The sequence below is a fragment of the Polaromonas vacuolata genome (assembly GCF_012584515.1).
Taxonomy (GTDB): Bacteria; Pseudomonadota; Gammaproteobacteria; order Burkholderiales; family Burkholderiaceae_C; genus Polaromonas; species Polaromonas vacuolata.
In genome coordinates this window covers 2,727,948-2,749,523 of sequence record NZ_CP051461.1, presented here as the reverse complement: position 1 = coordinate 2,749,523, position 21,576 = coordinate 2,727,948, and the positions used below count along the sequence as shown (strand labels likewise).

General features: G+C 49.2%; 19 protein-coding genes. 9 read left to right on the top strand and 10 right to left on the bottom strand.

Features of this window, described 5'->3' with window-relative positions; translation table 11 throughout:
• Nucleotides 1–11: 11 nt before the first annotated feature.
• Genes HC248_RS12530 through HC248_RS12510 form a run of 5 tightly spaced genes read right to left on the bottom strand, consistent with a single transcriptional unit; the run spans nucleotide 12 to nucleotide 3,831 of the window.
• On the bottom strand, nucleotides 12–593 hold the full coding sequence (locus tag HC248_RS12530; protein WP_168922769.1) for a DUF4337 domain-containing protein: 582 nt from the start codon (nucleotides 591–593) through the stop codon (nucleotides 12–14).
• Between the two features lies 1 nt (nucleotide 594).
• Nucleotides 595–1,098, bottom strand: a complete 504-nt coding sequence (locus HC248_RS12525) for a dihydrofolate reductase (RefSeq protein WP_168922768.1) — start codon at nucleotides 1,096–1,098, stop codon at nucleotides 595–597.
• A gap of 11 nt (nucleotides 1,099–1,109) precedes the next feature.
• A complete protein-coding gene (locus HC248_RS12520; protein ID WP_168922767.1) occupies nucleotides 1,110–1,937 on the bottom strand; it encodes a thymidylate synthase in 828 nt (275 codons plus the stop codon).
• Between the two features lie 41 nt (nucleotides 1,938–1,978).
• A complete protein-coding gene (locus HC248_RS12515; RefSeq protein ID WP_168922766.1) occupies nucleotides 1,979–3,394 on the bottom strand; it encodes an FAD-binding oxidoreductase in 1,416 nt (471 codons plus the stop codon).
• Nucleotides 3,394–3,831: a DUF2069 domain-containing protein gene (locus HC248_RS12510; RefSeq protein WP_168922765.1), complete on the bottom strand. Its 438-nt coding sequence runs from the start codon at nucleotides 3,829–3,831 to the stop codon at nucleotides 3,394–3,396. Before HC248_RS12510 ends, HC248_RS12515 begins: the two co-directional genes overlap by 1 nt.
• A 127-nt stretch (nucleotides 3,832–3,958) precedes the next feature.
• Here HC248_RS12510 and HC248_RS12505 point away from each other — a divergent pair, with 127 nt between their 5' ends.
• From HC248_RS12505 to arfB, 7 genes are all read left to right on the top strand, one after another.
• Nucleotides 3,959–5,170: a YihY family inner membrane protein gene (locus tag HC248_RS12505; RefSeq protein ID WP_238342621.1), complete on the top strand. Its 1,212-nt coding sequence runs from the start codon at nucleotides 3,959–3,961 to the stop codon at nucleotides 5,168–5,170.
• 73 nt (nucleotides 5,171–5,243) lie between these two features.
• Entirely contained in the window at nucleotides 5,244–5,618 is a 375-nt protein-coding gene (locus HC248_RS12500) for a thioredoxin family protein (protein WP_168922763.1), read from the top strand.
• 146 nt (nucleotides 5,619–5,764) lie between these two features.
• Entirely contained in the window at nucleotides 5,765–6,253 is a 489-nt protein-coding gene (locus HC248_RS12495; protein WP_168922762.1) for a hypothetical protein, read from the top strand.
• A 280-nt stretch (nucleotides 6,254–6,533) separates the two neighbouring features.
• Nucleotides 6,534–6,986, top strand: coding sequence for a CBS domain-containing protein (locus tag HC248_RS12490; RefSeq protein WP_168922761.1), 453 nt, complete (start codon nucleotides 6,534–6,536; stop codon nucleotides 6,984–6,986).
• 171 nt (nucleotides 6,987–7,157) lie between these two features.
• On the top strand, nucleotides 7,158–8,255 hold the full coding sequence (gene aroC, locus HC248_RS12485; RefSeq protein WP_168922760.1) for a chorismate synthase: 1,098 nt from the start codon (nucleotides 7,158–7,160) through the stop codon (nucleotides 8,253–8,255).
• 121 nt (nucleotides 8,256–8,376) lie between these two features.
• Nucleotides 8,377–8,835 (top strand): type II 3-dehydroquinate dehydratase, encoded by a 459-nt coding sequence (gene aroQ / locus HC248_RS12480; RefSeq protein WP_168922759.1) that lies wholly within the window; start codon nucleotides 8,377–8,379, stop codon nucleotides 8,833–8,835.
• 27 nt (nucleotides 8,836–8,862) lie between these two features.
• Complete coding sequence (arfB, locus tag HC248_RS12475; protein WP_168922758.1) at nucleotides 8,863–9,282, top strand: alternative ribosome rescue aminoacyl-tRNA hydrolase ArfB; 420 nt, start codon at nucleotides 8,863–8,865, stop codon at nucleotides 9,280–9,282.
• An 18-nt stretch (nucleotides 9,283–9,300) separates the two neighbouring features.
• On the opposite strand, the gene HC248_RS12470 is transcribed toward arfB, so the two are convergent.
• Nucleotides 9,301–11,307 carry a hypothetical protein gene (locus HC248_RS12470; protein WP_168922757.1) on the bottom strand — a complete coding sequence of 669 codons (2,007 nt, stop codon included), beginning with the start codon at nucleotides 11,305–11,307 and terminating at the stop codon, nucleotides 9,301–9,303.
• A gap of 480 nt (nucleotides 11,308–11,787) precedes the next feature.
• On the opposite strand from HC248_RS12470, the gene HC248_RS12465 reads away from it, so the two are divergent.
• Nucleotides 11,788–12,744, top strand: a complete 957-nt coding sequence (locus HC248_RS12465) for an IS30 family transposase (protein WP_168921001.1) — start codon at nucleotides 11,788–11,790, stop codon at nucleotides 12,742–12,744.
• Between the two features lie 1,357 nt (nucleotides 12,745–14,101).
• On the opposite strand, the gene HC248_RS17730 is transcribed toward HC248_RS12465, so the two are convergent.
• Both HC248_RS17730 and HC248_RS12455 read right to left on the bottom strand, forming a co-directional pair.
• Nucleotides 14,102–16,045 carry a hypothetical protein gene (locus HC248_RS17730; RefSeq protein ID WP_238342845.1) on the bottom strand — a complete coding sequence of 648 codons (1,944 nt, stop codon included), beginning with the start codon at nucleotides 16,043–16,045 and terminating at the stop codon, nucleotides 14,102–14,104.
• Nucleotides 16,046–16,836: 791 nt separating this feature from the next.
• On the bottom strand, nucleotides 16,837–17,208 hold the full coding sequence (locus HC248_RS12455; protein ID WP_238342620.1) for a YgiW/YdeI family stress tolerance OB fold protein: 372 nt from the start codon (nucleotides 17,206–17,208) through the stop codon (nucleotides 16,837–16,839).
• 281 nt (nucleotides 17,209–17,489) lie between these two features.
• On the opposite strand from HC248_RS12455, the gene HC248_RS12450 reads away from it, so the two are divergent.
• The gene (locus tag HC248_RS12450) at nucleotides 17,490–18,050 is read left to right on the top strand and encodes a universal stress protein (RefSeq protein ID WP_168922756.1); all 561 of its coding nucleotides are present in this window, start codon (nucleotides 17,490–17,492) and stop codon (nucleotides 18,048–18,050) included.
• 130 nt (nucleotides 18,051–18,180) lie between these two features.
• Here the strand turns inward: HC248_RS12450 and gcvP are convergent, their stop codons facing one another.
• Together gcvP and gcvH are read right to left on the bottom strand one after the other, a co-directional pair.
• The gene (gene gcvP, locus HC248_RS12445) at nucleotides 18,181–21,075 is read right to left on the bottom strand and encodes an aminomethyl-transferring glycine dehydrogenase (RefSeq protein ID WP_168922755.1); all 2,895 of its coding nucleotides are present in this window, start codon (nucleotides 21,073–21,075) and stop codon (nucleotides 18,181–18,183) included.
• Between the two features lie 42 nt (nucleotides 21,076–21,117).
• Nucleotides 21,118–21,483, bottom strand: a complete 366-nt coding sequence (gene gcvH / locus HC248_RS12440; protein ID WP_168922754.1) for a glycine cleavage system protein GcvH — start codon at nucleotides 21,481–21,483, stop codon at nucleotides 21,118–21,120.
• Nucleotides 21,484–21,576 lie beyond the last annotated feature (93 nt).

The window sequence follows — 21,576 nt, the reverse complement described above, 5'->3', positions numbered from 1 at the left end:
GGTCTTGTCGTTTAAATATGCAGCGCCGCCAAAGCACCAACCACCAGACCCGCACCGGCTAAACCAAACATGCCGTACTCTAACCATTTTTTACGTGTCAGCAAGGCAATCGCTGCCAGCGCTATCGAAATTTGCAGCACGGTAGTGGCTTGTGCCCAGCGGTGGTGCTGGTGCATTTGTTCTTCAGATGCTGCGTTAAAACTGGTTGACTCTGCTTCGAGTTTTTCGGCGACTAACTTAATGTCAGCTTTTTCTTTGTCGTAACGTTCTATCTTGGCGATATAGATATGTTTTTTATCCTCGGGCGCAAGGTCGCGCGCGAACTCGGACAAAGACTGTTTGGTGCTTTTGGATTGGTAGTAATTCCACTGATTTGAGGCTTCGGTTTTTTTAATCGCCGCATCATTTTTAAGTAATCCTGCAGTCGCTTGGGTGTTGCCACCCATATAAGAAAACAAGGCGCCTACGGTGGCGATGATGGCTGTGATCACCGCAATTTGGGCGACCATGCCGCCGCTTTCATGGCCGCCTTGAGCAGCATGCTCTAACTCGTGGTCGTGTGGACCGTGTACGTGAAATCCATCATCAGACATATCATTTCCCCAAAAGTTTGTTTGACCTAATGTAGGTGATGAAACTAAAGCGAATACCGTTGGTGGATAAATTTTCTTGGCGCTCAGTTGTTACCCAGTCTGGGCCAACCGTTGGGGCGTAGGCGTCGCCTGCATAGTCTTGTGCCAGTACGGTCACTTCCATGCGGTTGGCCAGTGGCTCGGCTTGGGCATAAATTTCTGCGCCGCCAATAACCCATACCGATTCATCGCTGGCGCACAGACTGAGTGCGTGTTCAAGTGAGTTGGCGGTGACTGCGCCGTCGGCAAGCCAAGTCGCTTGCCGCGTGATGACGATATTGCGCCGCCCGGGCAGCGGTCTGAATTTCGGCGGTAGTGAATCCCAAGTTTTTCTGCCCATCAGCACGGTGCAGCCTTGTGTCAGGCGTTTGAAATGCGCCATGTCTTCTGGCAAATGCCAAGGCAGGGCATTGTCTTTACCAATTACGCCATTGGCCGCGCGGGCAAAAATAAGATTCAGCGTCATCGTTAAAAAAGTTAAACCGCGACCGGTGCTTTGATGGCCGGATGGTGTTGGTAGTTGAGAAACTCAAAGTCTTCAAACTGGTAATCGAACAGCGAGGGCGGCTGGCGTTTGATATGCAGTGTGGGGTAAGGCAGGGGCTGGCGACTCAGTTGCAGCGCGACTTGTTCCTGGTGATTGCTGTAGATATGGCAGTCGCCGCCAGTCCAGATGAAGTCGCCCACATCAAGGTCACATTGCTGCGCCACCATGTGTGTGAGCAGAGCGTAACTGGCAATATTAAACGGCACACCGAGAAAAATATCTGCGCTGCGCTGATACAGCTGACAGCTGAGTTTGCCGGGCTTGCCGTCTTCACCGGGCGCGACATAAAACTGAAAAAACGCATGACACGGCATGAGCGCCATTTTTGAGAGATCGGCCACATTCCATGCGCTGACAATAATGCGGCGCGAATCTGGATTGGTTTTTAGCGTGTGTATGACTTCGCTGATCTGGTCTATATGGCCGCCGTCCGGCGTCGGCCAGCTACGCCACTGAACGCCGTAGACTGGGCCTAAGTCGCCGTCTTCTTTAGCCCATTCGTTCCAAATACTCACGCCACGCTCTTTAAGCCAGTTGTTGTCGCTAGAGCCCTGCAAAAACCACAGCAGTTCGTGGACTATGGATTTGAGGTGAACTTTTTTAGTCGTCACCAGCGGGAAGCCTTGGTTTAAATCAAACCGCATCTGGTGACCAAAAACGCTTTGGGTGCCAGTGCCAGTGCGGTCGGCTTTGTTCACGCCTTGGCTGGCGACGTGGCGCATGAAGTCTTCGTATTGAGAGTAAGTTGGCGTTGTCATGTATGAATCACAGTTGGGGCAGAGCAGAGCAGGGGCTTAAATTATGTCTTGAAGACTCGGCCAGGGTTCATGATGCCTTGTGGGTCTAGCGCTTGTTTGATGCTGCGCATCATGGCCAGTGCTACTGGAGATTTATGTTTTTCTAACTTTTCTAGCTTGAGGCTACCGACGCCGTGCTCGGCTGAAATCGAACCCTCAAAACGTGCCACCGAGTCATAGACTATGGTGTTGACTTCTTCTTCTTTGTCGCGCAAAAACGCGACGCCATCGCTGCCCTCTGGCGCTTGCACGTTGTAATGCAAATTGCCGTCACCCAAATGGCCGAAGTTAACCAGCCGCACGCCGGGGATGGCTTGTGCAAGCAGGGCGTCGGTCTCGGCAACAAACTTAGGGATCAAAGATACCGCTATCGAAATGTCATGCTTGATGTTGAGCCCCTCATCGGCTTGGGCCAGCGGAATGCTCTCTCTGACATGCCAGAGCTGATGGGCTTGGGCAATATTTTCTGCCACTACTGCATCGGTTACGCAGCCTTGTTCGAGTGCAGTTTCTAGCAGTTTTTCGAATTGCTCGCGCGCATGCGATTCGCTCTCATGGTCGGAGTTTTCTAACAACACGCAAAAAGCCGTGTCTTCATAAAGCGGCACGCGTTGCTGTTTGTAATGCTTGGCGACTAAGCTGAGCGCGAACTGGCCCATGACTTCAAAACCCGTCAACCCCGCACCCAAATGTTGGTGCGCCAAGCCCAGCAATTTGACGGCTTCCTCCATTGACGGCACGGCGGCCCAAGCGGTTAGCCGAGCCGCTGGCTGTGGATAGAGTTTGATGGTTGCCGCAGTGATGATGCCCAAAGTGCCTTCACTGCCGATGAATAAGTCGCGCAAATCGTAGCCCGTGTTGTCTTTGCGCAGCCCGCTCAAACCTTGCCAAATATCACCTTGTGCGGTGACCACTTCAAGGCCTAAGCAAAGCTCACGCGCATTGCCGTAGCGTACGACTTGGGTGCCGCCGGCGTTGGTCGCTAGATTGCCGCCTATGGTGCAACTGCCTTGCGCGGCCAAACTCAGGGGGAATAAAAAGCCGGCTTTTTCTGCGGTTTCTTGCAAGGTCTGCAAAATGCAACCGGCTTCTACCGTCATGGTCAGGTTGGCTGGATCTAAGCTGCGCACCGCATTCATGCGCTGCAAGCTCAGCACCACTTGCAGACCAGAGCCGTCTGGGGTTGAGCCGCCGACCAGACCAGTGTTGCCGCCTTGGGCGACCAAGCTGACGCCGGCTTTGGCACAGGCTTTGACGATGGCGGCAACTTGCTCGGTGCTCGACGGCCGCACCACTGCCAGCGCTTTGCCGCGCGAGCGTTTGCGCCAGTCTTGTTCATAGGCGGTCAGGTCGCCTTCGGACAGCACATGGGTTTGACCGCAGATAGCGCTTAATTCTTGGAGTAGTGAGGTATTCATTAAGAGTCTGACCTTGGGTTAAGAGTATGGCTGGCGTCTTGCCGCTCAGCGTCAGCTTGTGCTTGGACTAGCGCTTGGGCTTTGGCGTGATTGAGCCGTAGCCGGACATGAAAAGCGCAGGCGGCAAATAGCAGCAGGCATAAAAAAACTTCCAGCATGGCCAAATAGTTGCCAGGGGCTTTGTCGCTCCAAGCGCGGGTTGCGCCTTCGATAAAGTAAAGCCAGACCAGCAAGCTCATCCACCGATAGGTATACATACGATTTTTGAGTATGCCGGCCAGCGGTAGACATAGCGGCAGCACTTTTAACGCCAGCAGCGAGCCGCCCGGGCGCACCGGTGCCAGCCACAATTCCCAAGCCAGGCCTAGTGCGATCAAGGCCATCATGGAGCCAGCAGCTAAATAGCGGGTAGCGTCGATTTGCGTGGTTTTGTTCATTCGCTCAAGGATGTGGAAAAGGAGAAAAGGCAAAGCGAAAAGGCGTTGCGGTCATGATGGACAAGTCGCTGCGGCTGGAAAGACTGCTTGAGTAAAAACTGCTCGCGTCTAAGGCATGATACCGGGGATGACATTCCAGCAATCCCTGCAAGCCTTTTGCCGCAAGCTCGCCCGCTTTCCGTGGCGCGACACCGTCTCGACGCTGCGCGACCGCTTTCGCGAAGACCGTATGGGTCTGACTGCCGGCAGTTTGACTTTCACCACCTCACTGGCGTTAGTGCCTTTTTTTACCGTGGCTTTGGCGATTTTTACCGCCTTTCCCATGTTCTCCAAGCTTCAAGGCGTGCTCCAAGGCTGGCTAATTCAAAGCCTAATACCTGAGAACATTGCGCGCCAAGTGCTGGGCTACCTGACCCAGTTCAGCCGCCAAGCCAGCAAGCTAGGCGTGGCCGGCTTGGCGATTTTGCTGGCGACTGCACTGGCTTTGATACTCACCATTGACCACACGCTTAACAATATTTGGCGTGTGAAAAAGCCCAGACCCTTAACCCAGCGGGTGTTGATTTACTGGGCGGCTATTACGCTCGGACCCTTGGTGATGGGCGCTAGCTTGGCGGTGACCTCGTTTGTGGTGTCCGCGTCCAGTGGTTTGGTGGGCGACTTGCCGTTTAGCCTGCGGTTTTTGCTCGATGTGTTTCAGTTTATTTTGGTCTCTGGGTCTTTGGCCGCGCTATATCGCTATGTGCCCAATACCCATGTTAAGTGGGCGCATGCGCTGTCGGGCGGCATATTTGCTGCGGCGGTATTAGAGCTGGCCAAAAAAATACTCAGTGTTTATCTGGGGTCGGTGCCGACTTACTCGCTGATCTACGGCGCTTTTGCGACGCTGCCTATCTTGCTGGTCTGGATTTACGTGGCTTGGGTGATTGTGCTGATGGGTGCTGTTATCGCCGCCTACCTGCCCAGCTTGCTGGCCGGTGTGTCCAGACGCGGCAATGGCAATGGCTGGCAATTTCAGATGTCGATTGAGGTGCTTCAGCAACTCTATGCCGAGCGCAGCCAGCCCAGTCACGGATTGACGCTGTCGTCTTTGGCTCGGCAGTTGCAAGTCGATGCGCTACAAATAGAGCCGGTGTTGGCGGTCTTGGTAGAGCTAGGCTGGATCGGTCAGTTGGTTGACGACACCGAGCAAGACTCGCGTTATTTACTCCTCGCTGACCCCGACAAGACTGCGCTAGCGCCACTGATGCAGCAGTTGCTACTGGATAAAGCTGATTCCACGCTGCCATTGTGGACGCGAGCTGGCTGGGATGCGCTTCAACTCAGGCAAGCGCTTTAATCGTTTTGTTGGCTTTAAATCTTTTTAATGGCTTGAATGAATTTTTTATTTTTATGCGGTGTTGATAAAAAGAATGTCTAGTAATTTGCAAGCCAGTTCACCCGCCAGCGTTTGGGTAGTTTGTCTGTGTGCCGACTGGTGCGGCGTGTGTCGCGACTATCGCACTATTTTCGAGTCGCTGGTGGGTCAGCATTCTGACTGCCGCTTTGGCTGGGTAGATATTGAAGACCACGCTGATCTGCTGGGGGATATGGACATAGAAACATTCCCCACCTTGCTGATAGCCGACGCACATGGCCTGCTATTTTTAGGCAGCTTAGTGCCGCAAGCATCGACCTTGTCACGCTTGCTGCAATCCCATGATGCGCAGACCAAGCGCTCGCCGCATACGGCTGACACGCGGGCCTTAATGGCCGCCTTGCCTAAGACGCCTTCGCTCTGGCTCTAAGGTAGGTAGTAAAAGGAACTCTGCTCAAGGCCAAGCCACTGATGTGATGGGCTGGTGATTGCTGCACTAGATTTACTAGCATTGCGCACCAAAATTTAGATAAAAATTTTTGCGTGTTGAGTGCTTGGCTTGAACGGAGACGCTGAATGTCTATAGACAAAAACCCAGACCTTAACCGAACGGCTAGGTTGCCTTTAACTGCGACTGAGAACGCAGCAATCAAAGCGCCGAATGGCGCATCACGAACGGCTGCGCAATCCCCCCAAAATCAACGCAACTTGCAGGAGCTGCAAGTGGGTGCTTTTATGCACGAACTTATTAACTATCAAAGGGAATGTGAGTCGCAGCTGATTGAGCACCTAGAGGCTGGATTTCTACAAGCTGAACTTGAGCAGGCGGCAGCCCTGCAACGCGCTGAGCTCAAGCACCAAGCCAGTCGTGCGGGGGAAGTTCTTGATCCCCAGCGTTTTTTGTTAGCCAAGGATGAAGCCAACGTTGCTGGCAAGCCAGCACCTAGCAGCGACGAAACACTGACCAGCCCTGACGCGGTGGGTGCTGTGGTTTCACCTGTTAGTGTGGTGGTTGCCAAGGACGAGTCTCATGCAACTTCAAAACTCGGCCCCATCAAACGCTAAAAAAAATCAGCGTTATGTAGTGCTTTATTAAAGCCTTTGTCTAGTCTTTTCTATCGTCTCACCGGGGTAATAGCCAGCAGTTCACAGATTGAAAACTATGTTGTCGATCTAAAGACCGATCATGTTCAGTTCGGGTTCATGCTTACATTTGAGCGTATTAATGTGCGCTATATTTGTATTCGACAGCTTTTACTTTTTTCTCGTTCGCCTTCGGTTTTTAATTTGCGGCGCGAAAAAATTGTTATCGAACAACATACACAGGTTTCAAAGGAGTACCGCCATGAAAGTTGCAGACATACTGCGCGTAAAAGGCAGCACGTTATACACGGTTCAGGCGGATGAGCCGCTAGCCAAAGCGGCCAGCATCATGGCAGAAAAAGATATCGGCTCGCTAGTTGTCATGGAGCATGGTGACTTGGTTGGCATGCTCACTTTCCGCGAGGTAATCATCTGCACCGTCAGCAACGGCGGTGTGATCGGTAACACCTTAGTGCGTAAGGCCATGGACGACGCACCTTTGACCTGCACCTCTGAGACCGAGTTAGACGAGGTACGCCGCATGATGCTAGAGCGCCATGCGCGCTATATGCCGGTGATGAATCAAAAAATGCTCATGGGCGTGATTAGCTTTTACGACGTTGCCAAAGCCGTGGTGGACAGTCAAAATTTTGAAAATAAGATGCTCAAAGCCTATATCCGAGACTGGCCGGCAGAGGAAGAAGCCAGAGACTGATTCGCCATAAACGCTCGCCCTGCTGAGGCAGTTGCGGGTGACAAAAGCCCGCGTAATCAGCAATATTTAACCAGTGGCTGATCGCTGTATTCGAACTTCAATCGAGTCTTTAATACGGCCTACTACAGCGCTGCGTAAAACCGCCTGCGACTGCAGGTAAACTCACTGTATATGGCAGGCAGCACACTAGGAAATTTATTCGCAGTCACCAACTTTGGTGAATCCCACGGTCCAGCCATCGGCTGCGTGATTGACGGCTGCCCGCCCGGCATGCTGCTGTGTGAGGCCGACATACAGGCCGATTTGGACCGGCGCAGACCCGGCACCAGCCGCCACGTGACCCAGCGCAACGAGCCCGACGCGGTCGAAATTGTCTCTGGTGTCTACCAAGGCAAAACCACCGGCACACCGATCTGCCTGTTAATTAAAAATACCGATCAGCGCAGTAAAGACTACGGCAATATTCTCGAGACCTTCAGACCCGGTCACGCCGACTACACCTATCTACATAAATACGGCCTGCGCGACCCACGCGGCGGTGGCCGCTCTTCGGCGCGTTTAACCGCGCCCATGGTGGCAGCGGGTGCGGTAGCCAAGAAGTGGTTGTTTGAGAAATACGGCACCACGTTTCGCGGCTGTATGACTCAAATCGGCGATGTGCAAATTCCCTTTGAGTCCTGGGATCATGTCGCCAATAACCCGTTTTTTGCGCCCATGGCCGATGTTTCTGTGCTCGAAGACTTTATGGATGCCTTGCGCAAAGCCGGCGACTCTTGCGGCGCGCGCATTCGCGTCATGGCCTCAGGTGTGCCGGTCGGTCTGGGCGAGCCACTGTTTGACAAGTTAGATGCCGACATAGCTTTTGCCATGATGGGCATTAACGCCGTCAAAGGCGTAGAAATTGGCGCCGGCTTTGCCAGCGTCAGCCAGCGCGGCACTACCCACGGTGACGGCTTGCTGCCGACCGGATTCATGTCCAATAACGCCGGCGGTGTGTTGGGCGGTATCAGCACGGGTCAAGATCTTGAAGTCTCGATTGCGATTAAGCCGACCAGCTCCATCATCTCGCCGCGCCAGTCCATAGACACCAGCGGCCAGCCGTCTGAAGTGATTACCAAGGGCAGACACGACCCGTGTGTGGGCATACGCGCCACGCCAATTGCCGAGGCCATGCTGGCCTTGGTGGTGATGGAACATGCCTTGCGCCAACGCGCACAAAACGCGGATGTCCAAGTGGCAACGCCAGACATTGCACGCCAACGCAGCTAGGCAAAAAGCCTAGACAAAGTAAAGAAAAAATCGACCACACCAAAAGCCGGCGATGGACTGCAAACTCAATTGAGCCCGCCAAAGTGCGCGCAAGGCCCACAGCGTTTTTGAAAGATTGAAGATGAAAACAGCTCTGATTCTCAACGGCCCCAACCTCAACTTATTAGGCTCGCGTGAGCCAGCCGTCTACGGCTCGCAAACCCTAGAGGATGTCAAGGCACTTTGCAGTCACGCCTGTCAGGCGCAAGGCTTGCTACTTGACTTTCGCCAAAGCAATCATGAAGGTGTTCTCATAGACGCCATCCACGAAGCCGGTCTGGCCCAAGCCGCTGGCACTTTGGCGGGTGTGGTGCTCAATGCCGGCGCTTACACCCATACTAGCGTAGCCCTGCACGACGCGATTAAGGGCGCAGGCGTGCGGGTTATAGAGCTGCACATCAGCAACGTGCATGCGCGTGAGAGTTTTCGCCATCACTCGTATATTTCACCAGTCGCCAAAGCGGTGATGGCAGGTTTTGGTGTCAGTGGTTATGCGCTGGCGATTCAAGCGCTGGCCGATATGGACAAAGCAGCGCTATAGCCTAGACCGGCTATCTGCATTCATGACATGAGTACCACGCCAAAATACCCAGTCGATGAACGCGAGGTAGACATCAGCGCCATTCGCGCGCAAGGCGCTGGCGGGCAAAATGTCAACAAAGTTTCTAGCGCGATTCATTTGCGCTTTGATATCTTGGCCTCATCCTTGCCAGATGAAATCAAAGAGCGACTACTTTGTTTGCGCGACAGCCGCATCACGCAAGAAGGTGTGTTGGTTTTAAAAGCCCAGCAACACAGAACCCAAGAGATGAACCGCAGCGATGCACTGGCCCGGCTGCAAGAAGTCATAGACAGTATTGCGGTGCCCGCCAAGACAAGGCGGGCAACAAAGCCAACATATGGTTCTAAACAAAGGCGCTTAGCGGGTAAAAGTCAGCGTTCTGAAATTAAGTCTTCGCGTGGGAAACCGGGGGCGGGAGGGGATTAGCTATGGGGCGAAGTACCTTTAAGAATTATCTATTTTTAAACGCATTATATTTTGCCTGTTTGATGCGAGTCTGACACTGACTTGGTCACGAGTAGTTTCTCTTTTAAAATTCGCATTTCTAGCTGTTATCACGCCCGTTGATTGGTCGTACGATTTGAATTGATAGTCAGTATTACCTATTTTAAAGATGGTGTTTGGTACCATTTTTATAAGAGTTTGAATAACCTGTTCTTCGATGCTTTGACGCTTTAAAATTAAAGCGCTTTCTGAAGCAGTCGTTTTAAACATCGAGGAATTTAACTCGTCTCGCGCTATATTTTTATTATCTGGACTGCCTTGAGAACTGACGCTTGGGCTTGGGCTGTTTAATATTAAACTTTCTAAAATCCTATGACTTTCGGCTTGGGCTTTAGCAAGCTCGTCTAATTTTTGAACGACAGCCCCTTCGGATTCCGTTTGTTCATCACCAGTTTTTTTAACTGGGGTTTCAGGCACACTTGCAGGCATTGTTGCTAAGTATGGAATGGATGAGCCTGCACCTAAGTCAGTCGGATAAGATTTGAGCTCACTTCTTCGACTGCGCTGCTCTGCAGTTTTCAACTTCACGTTTCTCTCAATAGTAGTGAGCTCTTTATCTGTTGAACCTTTGGTCAGCTCCCTAGCTCTCCACTCTTGGTTTAAAGCGGTTATGTCCTTCTTCAATTCACCTTTTTGATAATTCTCCACAAGGTTTGGCCTAAATTCTGTCCAGCCGCCCCATATTGCTTGAAGTATCGACTTGTAAATACGTGAATTATCTGATGTGGGTATTAATGTTTCAAGCCCCAGCGCAACCATACTATTTAATATTCGAAGTGAGCTGAAGTCAAAAGTTTGGTGAAGGGTATTCGCTATATTATTGAAATTTTCTTTCATCTTCTCCATGTCTACTGGCATTCGCGTGAGCGTAACTCCTTTTTCTTTATATGTGGCCCACGCTAAGGCGATTCCGCCATTCACGTCATCGAGCATTTCAACAATTGTTCGAAGCACTAAAGTTGGTCCGGCTGCAAGAAACATATTTTCAAAACTTTTTAAATTACCGCTTTTATTAGTATCTTTACCGTCAGTGCCAAGCAACTCATTATAGTTTGTTGAATTTTTTACAAGAAAATATGCCAGCACAATCAGACCATAAACAATAGCGGCTTGTGTTGCTTTTGAACGGTTAATATTTTGACGTTCTGTTGATTCGGGAAGCAACGCCTTCGATGTTTCAATATCTATGAGCGCTAAACTTGGAACGGCACCGCGAGTAAGCATAGTCAAAAAGTCGCGTGAAACGCAGCTCAAAATCCTATCGACGCCCATGAACATAACTGCACTAGGCGTAAGGCTCTTCGTCGTTGCATCAAGGTGCCTCATTACCAATATGCACAATGTTATTGATGGCGAATAGCCTAGGATATTATTTAATAATTTGGGTAGTTTGGCGCACGGGGTTGTTAAAACAGCTAGTCCGTTATTTATTTTTATGGCCGTACCCGCAACGACCGCAATGCAACCTAAACCAATTAATGCTTTCTGTACATCGTTGGTGCTGCGATGCCAAGCAATGGTCGAGCCAATGTTCGCGAGCTTTCCTAAAGTATTGGAGACGGAGACAATAAAAAAGGTTCTCAGCGATGTGAAGCCGCCGACAACAGCGCCTATATGAATATGTTTGCAACAGGAATCACGAGGTTTGTGCTCGGTATCCTTGTTATATTCACTGTAAAGTTTATCGACCTCGCTATCACTAAGATTTAGACTTTCGCTAATTTTTCTCGACTGAGAATAATGTTTATTATCTGTGAGGCCGTTGGATACTGACGAATCAAGTTTAAGTGTCGGTGAGAGACCCGGTCTTACCAGATCACTGACATCTATACCATAACCATCATTTCTCGATTCGTGTCTGTCTTTAAGGCTCTCTGGAGGCGTCGATGTTTGAGTTTGATTCGAATGTTTTCTCTCTGGAGTTGATGAACCTGATATTGGATTCATAAATGTTTCCTTTTTTTTGAAACTTGTTAACTTTCATCTGATGCATAGCAGTTAAAAATAATTTAATCAAAAAATCAAAAAATCAAAAAATCAAAAAATCAAAAAATCAAAAAATCAAAAAATCAAAAAATCAAAAAATCAAAAAATCAAAAAATCAAAAAATCAAAAAATCAAAAAATTACAGGTGAAGAAATAAAAATTTTTTGTTCTATGTTTAATAATTCTAAATATTCATTTTTGTGATCTCACGTTTAATAAGAAAAAATAAGTAAAAAAAATCTATGATTATTAGATTTTATTTTTACTTATTTAACCTGAGCTATATTAATTATTTTTACCGTCAAATATCTAACTTAAAAATAACCGAGTTGCAGCACATCGCGGATTCAAGTCTGAAGTGCAACTTTGAAACTAACCGGACGGGTGGGTGAGATGTGAGAGCATCCAAGCTTCCCGACCACCAAGTCAAAGTTGCCCAGAATGATTTACACACACCTCACCCGTGACGAACGTTACCAGATTGCAATCCTCGCCAAAGCAAACTTCAATCAAAGTGAAATTGCAAAAATGATGGACCGTGATAAATCGAGCATCAGCCGTGAGTTGCGTCGTAACCGCGGTCTACGAGGCTATCGCCCTAAGCAGGCAAATGACAAAGCCCAAGAACGTAGACTTGCCTGCGCCAACAGTCCTAGAGTTGCTGACTCGACATGGGCTGTAGTGGAGGAAAAGTTGGCTGAGGCTTGGAGCCCCGAACAAATCAGCGGCCACCTCGAAGCTCGATGCCAACCCGGTGTTAGCTATGAGAGCATTTACCAGTACATCTACGCTGACAAACGCGCGGGCGGCAGCTTGCATAAAACACTGCGTTGCCAGAAGACGCGAAAAAAACGCAGCAGCGGCCGTGAACGGCGCGGCACCATCTCTCGCCAGGTCTCAATAGAACTGCGACCCGCCATCGTGCTTGAGCGTGCGCGCTTTGGCGACTGGGAGGCTGATCTGGTGATTGGTGCCGGGCAGAAGCAAGCCCTAGTGACGATTAACGAGCGTGTCTCTCGGTATTCAATAATTTTCCACGTGCCATTCAAAACAGCGCAAGCCGTAGGGGACGCGTTAATCACTTTACTTAAACCATTCGCTCATTGCGTGCACACACTCACGACAGATAACGGCAAGGAATTTTCTCAGCATGAACGAATAGCTTCTGCGCTGAGTGCAGATTTCTTTTTCGCCCATCCATACGCCTCGTGGGAGCGTGGGGCAAACGAGAATATGAACGGTTTGATTCGCCAGTTTTTCCCAAAGGGGATGCGCTTTAATTGCATCACCGACGATGACATTGCTTTAGCGATGCACAGGCTCAATCATCGTCCTAGAAAATGTTTGGGGTATCGAACACCGCATCAGGTTTTTATGGAAGAGTTAAAGTCCAACTAACACGCTGTTGCACTTCAAGCTTGAATCCGCCCATTAATAAACATCTGACATGGATAAAAATAAATTATCGATAACAGTAATAACTAACGTGAATACTTTTATTGAAAATTTATGAGTAACTAAGCTCGCTACATGATTAAAAAATTAGACGCTTAAAAATTAATCATTGTCCTGAAATCAATACATGAATAAACATGAAACTGTTTTATTAATGTGTTGGTAATATGAATTAAACGCTCTTAAAAATTAATTTTTTTCTAGTACTTGTTTAGGCTTGTTGCTTAATAACGTAGATGTTTTTCACGATCGTTTGTCTGTGCTTTCAGTTGTCTGTTCAGTCCAGTAACTTATTAATCCACTTATAAATTTTCCAAATAAGTTTATTTTTTATGTCTCATAAAGTAACAATTAATTTTAATTATATTTTGTCAATTATTTGAAGCTAGTGTTTACCCTAGGCATGGACTTAATAGTTCCCCGGCATATCGAGTAGCGGGTTCGTAATTTTCAAACAGTGATATTTCACGCGCAGCCGCCCGCAATTTGACTTGTCTTTAATGCGTGCTGGGCTTGCATAAACGCCGGGCAAAACGTTTCTCCTGTTTGCGCAAGTACGCAACCCTGGCCTCAACCATTTCGCTACTAAGCACACACAGATTGGATAGCGCTAACAGCGTGAAGAGCTGAGTCGTGTTCTTTTGCAAGTCACGCTAGTGTGCCTACGTAAATTCAAACTGACGCTTAAAGACCCGGAACGGGTTCTATACCTTATCCCTCGCACTAGCCCTTAGTTTTTCCGCTGGATCAATCAGTGCATAGTTATCGTCTTTTTTGCTCAAGGCTAGGCGCATTTACGGCTTGATGGCGAACCGCCAAGTGACATCATCTTCGGCATCTACTCGCTTTTTACGCCTTGTTAACCGGCATCACCAAAGGTCAGTATTTCTTTACCATGCAGCAGAGTGTTGGCTTTTAAATGTCGCTGACATGGCCTAAAGTTCGGCGTACGGAGTGCACCAATTCCAACTCTGCGTTGACTTGAATATGTGTGTTTATAACGAAGTGCTTTTACTTGCGCTTTTAGCTGGAGTGCATTTCGGGATCAACGGCGTTGTCTTTGTTCTTGATGCAGGTAGGCGCTGCAATCAAGGTCGCGTTAATAATAGTGCGGGTTTTAGTAATAATTCGCACTGGGTAAGCAGGCTGTCTTTGAACTCATAGAGGTTTGTTGAAATCGCATCTGAAGGCACTCAAGCATTGGTTGCTTAAGTTCACTCATCTTTGAAAATCTGAATTGTTGTGCTTTAAATGCGTGATCAAGAATCGTTTTTTAGTGACTTGACACCACTTACCCATATTAAGTTTTTTTATGTTGAGGCGTAGATTCAGGCGTAGGTTCAAGAGAAGAAAGAGCAGGAGGAGGGCTATGCTTTGACTCTGATGTGGTCGGAATCTCAGGAGCAGGAGCAGGAGCAGGAGCAGGAGCAGGAGCAGGAGCAGGAGCAGGAGCAGGAACAGGAACAGGAGCAGGAGCAGGAGCAGGATAAGAAAGAGCAGGAGCAGGAGCAGGAGCAGAAACAGGAACAGGAACAGGAGCAGTAGCAGAGTCATGCGCAGACGCAGACGCAGACGCAGATGCAGGTGCAGGTGCAGGTGCAGGTGAAGGAGTAGCAGAATACATATTCACATTCTTATTATCAGTGACCTGCCCAGCATGAATTTGAACGGAATTATTGCCAGAATTAATCGCGGTTTGGTTTTGTTTCTTAGCAGGTGAAGATGAAATGAAATCACTTTCTTTTAACTTTATGTCAACGTGGAATCTTCCACCTGACGCGTCTGTTGGGTTGCGGAACGTATCAATAGTTATCTCGTCATTTTTCTCAGCCTGTTTTAGTACTTGTGCAGACATTTCTTGGATCTGTTTAGGCGTTAATGCTTGAGCGCGTTTAAGGAGTAGGAAATCATTTCCTAAAGGGTTTTCTCTGATAAATTTATTGCGTTCATTTTGACGAAGTTCTACTAAATATCCCCTACATTCTGTTAGCGCCTGCGCAGTGATGTTGAGCCATTTAATCGTGTCTTCTGACATCTTTTCTTTATTCCATGCCATGGTGTTGCTCGCACTCATGACAAGCGAACCCATTAATGTGCGCATGCTTGCCGCATCCATTGCATTGTTCAATGTTTTTTTATAATTTGCAAAATTACCTATAACTAATTTTGTATCAATAGGAGTATTTTTTATTTCTAGATTGTGGTGTCTGGCGGTTAATGCTGCGGCGATCAAAGAACCAACATCGTCTACTGATTCTGCTAAAGCTCGCAGAAATACGCTTGGCATGCCGGCCATGAATATTCCTTCGAAGTTCTTTTTTCCACCTTCGTAATATTCTTTTCCATCAGTTCCAAATGCTTTGTTAAGGCTTTCATTTTTTTGATAGGAAACAAAAGCCGCTGATATGGCGAAATAAAAAACCGTCGCTATCATTGTTCGTTGTTTATTAATACTATTTTGAATTTTTTCATCGTGTAAGACATGCCCTTTGTCATCAATAATTTCATAGCGCGGCACAATGCCTGTGCTAAATTGAGTGTTTATATCGCGCAAGACATTACTCATAATTCGTTGGACAACCACTCCTGCTAATGCGATTGCAGGCGGACTTAAGTTTGGCATTTGAGTAGCGGTTAATACTTGCGCTCCCATAATCAACCAAGGCGAATAACCCAATGCGCCGCGTACTAATTCTGCGCAGCGTGTGCTGTCTCTTGGAATCAACAGTTTGCCTAGCCGTGGCGCCATACAAATTGCGGAGGCTGCAAAAAATGTTGAGCCAGCTGCTACAACAAGCGCTTGACTGGGTTTGTCTTCAGTCCTGATCATGGATGAAATAAGGCCGGCTTTGGCGGCAAGACCAATGCTACCCGTTATGCCAACATTGATGAAAGTCCTGATTAATGTTGGTATTGCCAAGCTTAGACTATTGGTAAATTTTTCGCAGTATGAGCTTCGCCGCTTTTCAGGATTTTGTGTTGGCGTATTTGTTTTTGTGCTTTGATTTTTCGATCCACTATCCTGTCCTCTTTGCCTGATTTTTCCCTCTGGAGTGATGGTTAACTCGAGTGACTGGTCACTCAGTCCTGTGCTAACTTTTATTTGCCCTACAGGAGTTTCTTCTTGCGGCGTTGTTATGGGTGAACCTTTGTTTTCAGCCGAGGAGCCGCTTCTCGATTGCGTCGGCGTTCTCGATGGTGATGGCGTTGTCGGTTGTGATTGCTGTCCAATTCCGCTCGGCATAAATCCCCCTTTAGTAATTTATTACTCAGGCTATTTGGTTGCATTGTTATACAAGTTGTATTTTTAGTAAATATTTTTTAACTACTTGTCAGTACTTTTTTTGTTGCTACTGTTTCGCTTGCAACTAGATGTGTGATGAGTTTTCTCTGGTGCTGGAGAAAATCGTTTGCCGGCGTGATGGGCGTGGCTGCTATTGGGTTTTTTTGCCAACGTATTGACACGCATCGGCTTAGAAATGCTTTGCACCACCAAGGGTAAGAAGCTGTGATGTACGTTGCGAATACTCGAAAAATGCAAGGCTTTAGATGGCGCCTAGCTGGCGCTGTCACGAACTGTGACTGTGACTATGACTATGACTATGAGTGAATGACGCTCTTAGGTTTGACGTCTGCCAAATCTCTGCATCAAATTTTATTCATTCAGTTTTTACAAGCTTGTATTCCGACTGCCATACAGGCAGTCGTTTTGCCCTACAGCTGTTTTTCCACGAGCGCACCCCGCCCAGAGAGGGTGATTTTTTAGCTGCTGTGGATTGAGCGAATTGAGTTGTTCGCGCGGCTTAGCTAGGTGCTGTTTGCGCAGTGTTTGCGCGGCTTTGATTGGCGGAGTGAGTGGCTTTTTATTCGCCAAATGATGCAAGTACCATCTTGGGCGGATTCAAGTCTGAAGCGCAACTAGCGCTTTTAACCGCTATGGCGAGTGTGTTCTTTTGAATTAGAAAAAAAGTCACAAGCTCAGAGCGTTTGAAATAGGTGTAAGTCAGCTTTAAGTCAAGATCAGATTAGATCAATTTATTTCAAAACGCGAACTGTATCCACATCAATTTCTGGTGCGCCGAGTAAATCTTTTTTGACTTCACCACGTATTTCAATCAAGGTGTTTTCGTTGATAGGCGCGAGTGGAAAATCATCTTTGTCTATGTCTGCTGTGATCTGGTTTATTCCGTCGGAGAAAATATATTTCTCTAGCGATATCTGTTTGATAAGTTTGCCCTTAAGAATCACGTTTTGGTCATCGACTGGTTTGTCGAGAATAGCTTTGACGCTGGTGGCAATGCTGGCGTCTACAGGTCCGGTGTATTGGGCAAAAGAAGGCGTGGCCAGCATGCTCAGCAAGAGCATTGCAAAGAGGCGTGAATGCAGGGTTTTTGGCAGAGGATGCATAATTTATTTCTGGTTGTGGTGGGTGTTAAATAATTTCTGTCAATCTACTAAATGCGTCGGCTTGGTATCCAAGAGCTGGCATATAGATCAGGGAAAATTTTCAATCTTTAATATGATATCTGGCTTACTCAGCTTGCGGCGTAGGCCAACACCCTTTTATATCAAACGTTTGTGGCTTGATTTAACGCAACTCCAGTTTCATCAGTGGCGGATAAAGTGCTGGATGTTTTTGCATCCCCATTAGGGGTCTTTGTCATTCCTCTTTTGCAAGGAAATGCTTTATGTATCGCCGAATACTTGTGCCTCTCGACGGCAGTCCCACATCTGAGCGTGGGCTAAGTCAAGCTATTGAGCTGGCTATTGATCAAAAAGAAAAAGCCCATTTGATTTTTCTGCATGTAGTCGATGACTATGCCATGCTCACTGAAATGACCTCGGTCGTGAACTATGAAGAAATGTTTCAGAGCTTGCAGCAATTGGGTATGAATTTGCTGCTCAAGGCCAAGCATGCGGCAGAATCGTTTGGGTTAACCGCAGAGACTTTGCTGCGTGAAGTATCCGGCCGGCGCGTTGAGGATGTGATTCTTGAAGTTGCCGATGGCTATTCGCTCGCCAAGCCCAACGAAAACGGCTCTGTAAAAAAACGATTAAAGGTTTCTTCAGTAGTTTGTAGAAAATCTACTGAGACTTTGGATAGTGTGAAAAAATGCTGCGACCTGATCGTCATGGGAACGCATGGCCGCAGCGGATTGAACCGCTTTGCCTTAGGTAGCGTAGCTCAAAGGGTAGCCAGACATAGCAAGCCACCAGTGCTGTTGGTTCGTTTTAAAGATACTCTTTAAGCCGGTTGTTTTTATTAATTGCACTGCTTATCGCTGAATTTTCCTACTGGAACTGTTGGGCGTTCTGCGCTGCAATTACTCGTATTTTTTTATGTTTTACGTTGACTTGGCACTTGCGTTGCAGATTTGCTCAAGCGTAATTAGCCACTGGTATGCAACTGCAAAACAAGTTGCGGTCGCCCCATACGTTGTCGACGCGTCCTACCGTTGGCCAGTACTTGGTTTGTTTTAATTCGGCCAAAGGAAAGGCGGCTATTTCGCGTGAATAAGGCCTTGCCCATTGCTCGCCCAGCAAACTGGCAGCGGTGTGCGGCGCATATTTTAGTGGGTTGTTGTCTTGCGGCCAAGCGCCATTTTCTATTTTTCTTATCTCTTGGCGGATTGAAATCATGGCTTCTATAAAGCGATCAATCTCGGCTAGGTTTTCGCTTTCGGTGGGCTCAATCATCAACGTGCCGGGTACTGGAAAACTCAGTGTGGGTGCGTGAAATCCATAGTCCATTAGGCGTTTGGCAACATCTTCGGCGGTCACGCCGCTGCTGTCTTTTAGCGGGCGCAGGTCAAGAATGCATTCGTGTGCAACCCGGCCGTTGCTGCTGGCATAAAGGGTTGGGTAATGGTCTTTGAGGCGGACGCTGATGTAGTTGGCGCTGAGTATGGCGACTTCGCTGGCTTGCTTAAGACCGTCTGGCCCCATCATGCGGCAATACATCCAGCTAATTGGCAAGACGGCGGCATTGCCCAGTGGTGCTGCAGAGATGGCACCAATGCTTTTGCCTGGCAAACCTGCAGTGGCATGTCCGGGCAGATAGGGGACGAGATCATCGACTACGCAGACCGGGCCTACGCCTGGTCCGCCGCCGCCGTGTGGGATGCAAAAAGTTTTGTGCAAATTAAGGTGGCTGACATCACCGCCAAATTCGCCCGGCGCGGCCAGACCTATTAAGGCATTCATATTCGCGCCGTCGACATAAACCCGGCCGCCGTGAGAATGCACCAATTCGCATAGTTGTTTGACCTCGGTCTCGAACACGCCGTGCGTGCTGGGGTAGGTAATCATCATGCAAGCTAATTTTTCGCTGTGCGCTTCGCACTTGGCTTTGAGGTCTGCCATGTCCACATTGCCTTGCTTGTCGCAGGCGGTCACAACGACTGTCATGCCGGCCATTTGCGCACTGGCTGGGTTGGTGCCGTGGGCCGATGAGGGAATCAGGCAAATATTGCGCTGTGCTTGGCCGTTGGCCTCAAGCCAAGCGCGAATCACCAGCAAGCCGGCGTACTCGCCCTGTGAGCCCGCGTTGGGTTGCAAGCTAATACCTGCGTAGCCGGTGGCCTCACACAGCCAGTCGCGCAGTTGTTGGTCTAGTTCTGCATAGCCGCGTAATTGCGAGGCTGGGGCAAACGGATGGATGTTGGCAAATGCGGGCCAAGTCACGGCCAGCATCTCGCTGGTGGCGTTGAGCTTCATGGTGCAACTGCCCAGCGGAATCATGCTGCGGTCTAAAGCCAAGTCTTTGTCGCTGAGCTTGCGTATGTAGCGCAGCATGGCGGTCTCTGAGTGGTGGCTGTTAAAGACCGGGTGGCTTAAAAATGCGCTGCTGCGGCGCAGCTCTTTGGGGATCAAGGTTTCTACCCCGTCCTCAAAGGCGCTAACTACCGGCAAGCTTTGGCCGTCTAGGGCAAAAAAGGACCACAGCAGTTCTATATCGCTGCGGCTAGTGGTCTCGTCCAAACTCACCCCTAAGTGGTGCTTGAGGCGAAAGCGCAGATTGCAGCCCGAGAGCCGGGCGCGTTCGGCGATGGCTTTGCTGGCTTCACCGGTTTTGACAGTGACTGAGTCAAACGCACCGGTGTTGCTAATCGTGTAACCCAGTTGCTTGAGGCCGAGCACAAAAATCGCGGTGTAAGTGGCAACCCTTTCGGCAATCCGCTTTAAACCTTCAGGTCCGTGATAAAGCGCATACATGCTGGCGATGACGGCGGGCAATACCTGCGCGGTGCAGATGTTGGAGGTGGCTTTTTCGCGCCGTATATGTTGCTCGCGGGTTTGCAGCGCCAGCCGTAAAGCCGGGTTGCCGTGGCTGTCTATGCTGACACCGACAAGTCGGCCCGGCAGTGAGCGTTTGAACTCCTCACGACAAGCCAAGAAAGCCGCATGCGGGCCACCATTGCCCATGGGCATACCAAAGCGCTGACTACTGCCCAGCACGATGTCGGCATCCCAGTGACCGGGCGGCTCAAGCAAGGTTAGGGCCAACAGGTCAGCCGCTACGCATAGCGCTGCACCGTCGGCATGGGCTTGGCCGGCGAGTGGGCGTAAGTCGTGGATGCTGCCGGTGGTCGCTGGGTATTGGGCCAGCACACCGAAATAGTCGCCCTGCGCCATCAGGTAGGGCAAGGTCGCGACTGCGGTACTGACTTTGACCGTGATGCCCAGTGGTTTAGCGCGCGTCTGTATCACTTCAATGGTTTGTGGGTGACAGTCGCCAGCGATTAAAAACACATTGCTTTTACTTTTAACGCTGCGCTTTGCCAGTGTCATGGCTTCGGCCGCAGCGGTTGCCTCATCAAGCATGGAGGCGTTGGCAATTGGCATGCCGGTCAAGTCACATACCATGGTCTGAAAGTTGAGCAAGGCTTCCAGGCGGCCTTGCGAAATCTCAGCCTGATACGGCGTGTAGGCGGTATACCAAGCCGGATTTTCAAGAATATTTCTCAAGATCACGCCGGGCGTGAAAGTGCCGTAATAGCCCTGACCGATAAAGCTCTTAAAGACTTGATTTTTACCCGCAATTGCCCGTAGTTGACGCAGCGCTGCGGCCTCTGTGACCGGTGCTGGAATTTGCATGGGGCTGCTGCGTGCAATGCTTTTTGGCACGATGTCATCGATCAACTCACGCTGAGAATTCGCGCCCACTATGGCCAACATTTGCGCTTGGTCTGCTGGCGTGATGCCGATGTGGCGGGCTATGAATTCGTTGGAGTTCTCTAGTGCGCCTAGCGGTTGGATCGATGGCATTGGCATAGTTAAAAAATCTCTTTTTTAATTGTCGGTTGATAGGCGTTTTCAGGTGTTGGCAAATGCGGCGTAGCTTGTCTCATCCATTAACGCATCGAGCTGAGCGGGCGCGGAAAGTTTGATTTTGAAAAACCAACCTGTGCCCAGCGGGTCGCTGTTAGCCAGTGAGGGATCGTCCTTGAGTGCGGCGTTGACTTCTATGATTTCACCGTCGGCTGGCATGTAAACATCGGCCGCGGCTTTGACCGACTCGACCACGCCAGCGGTTTCTTTTTGCGTAAAGACTGTGCCGACTGCGGGCAGGTCAACAAACACCACATCGCCCAGCGCATCTTGTGCATGCACGGTGATGCCGACAGTGGCGATGTCGCCGTCTATTTTTAGCCATTCGTGGTCTTCGGTGTACTTAATCATGTGGTTTGCCTAAAAGGTAAAAGGTAAAAGGTAAAAGGTAAAAGGTAAAAAGTGAAAAGTGAAAATTGAAAAAAATAATAGTAAAGATGTTAG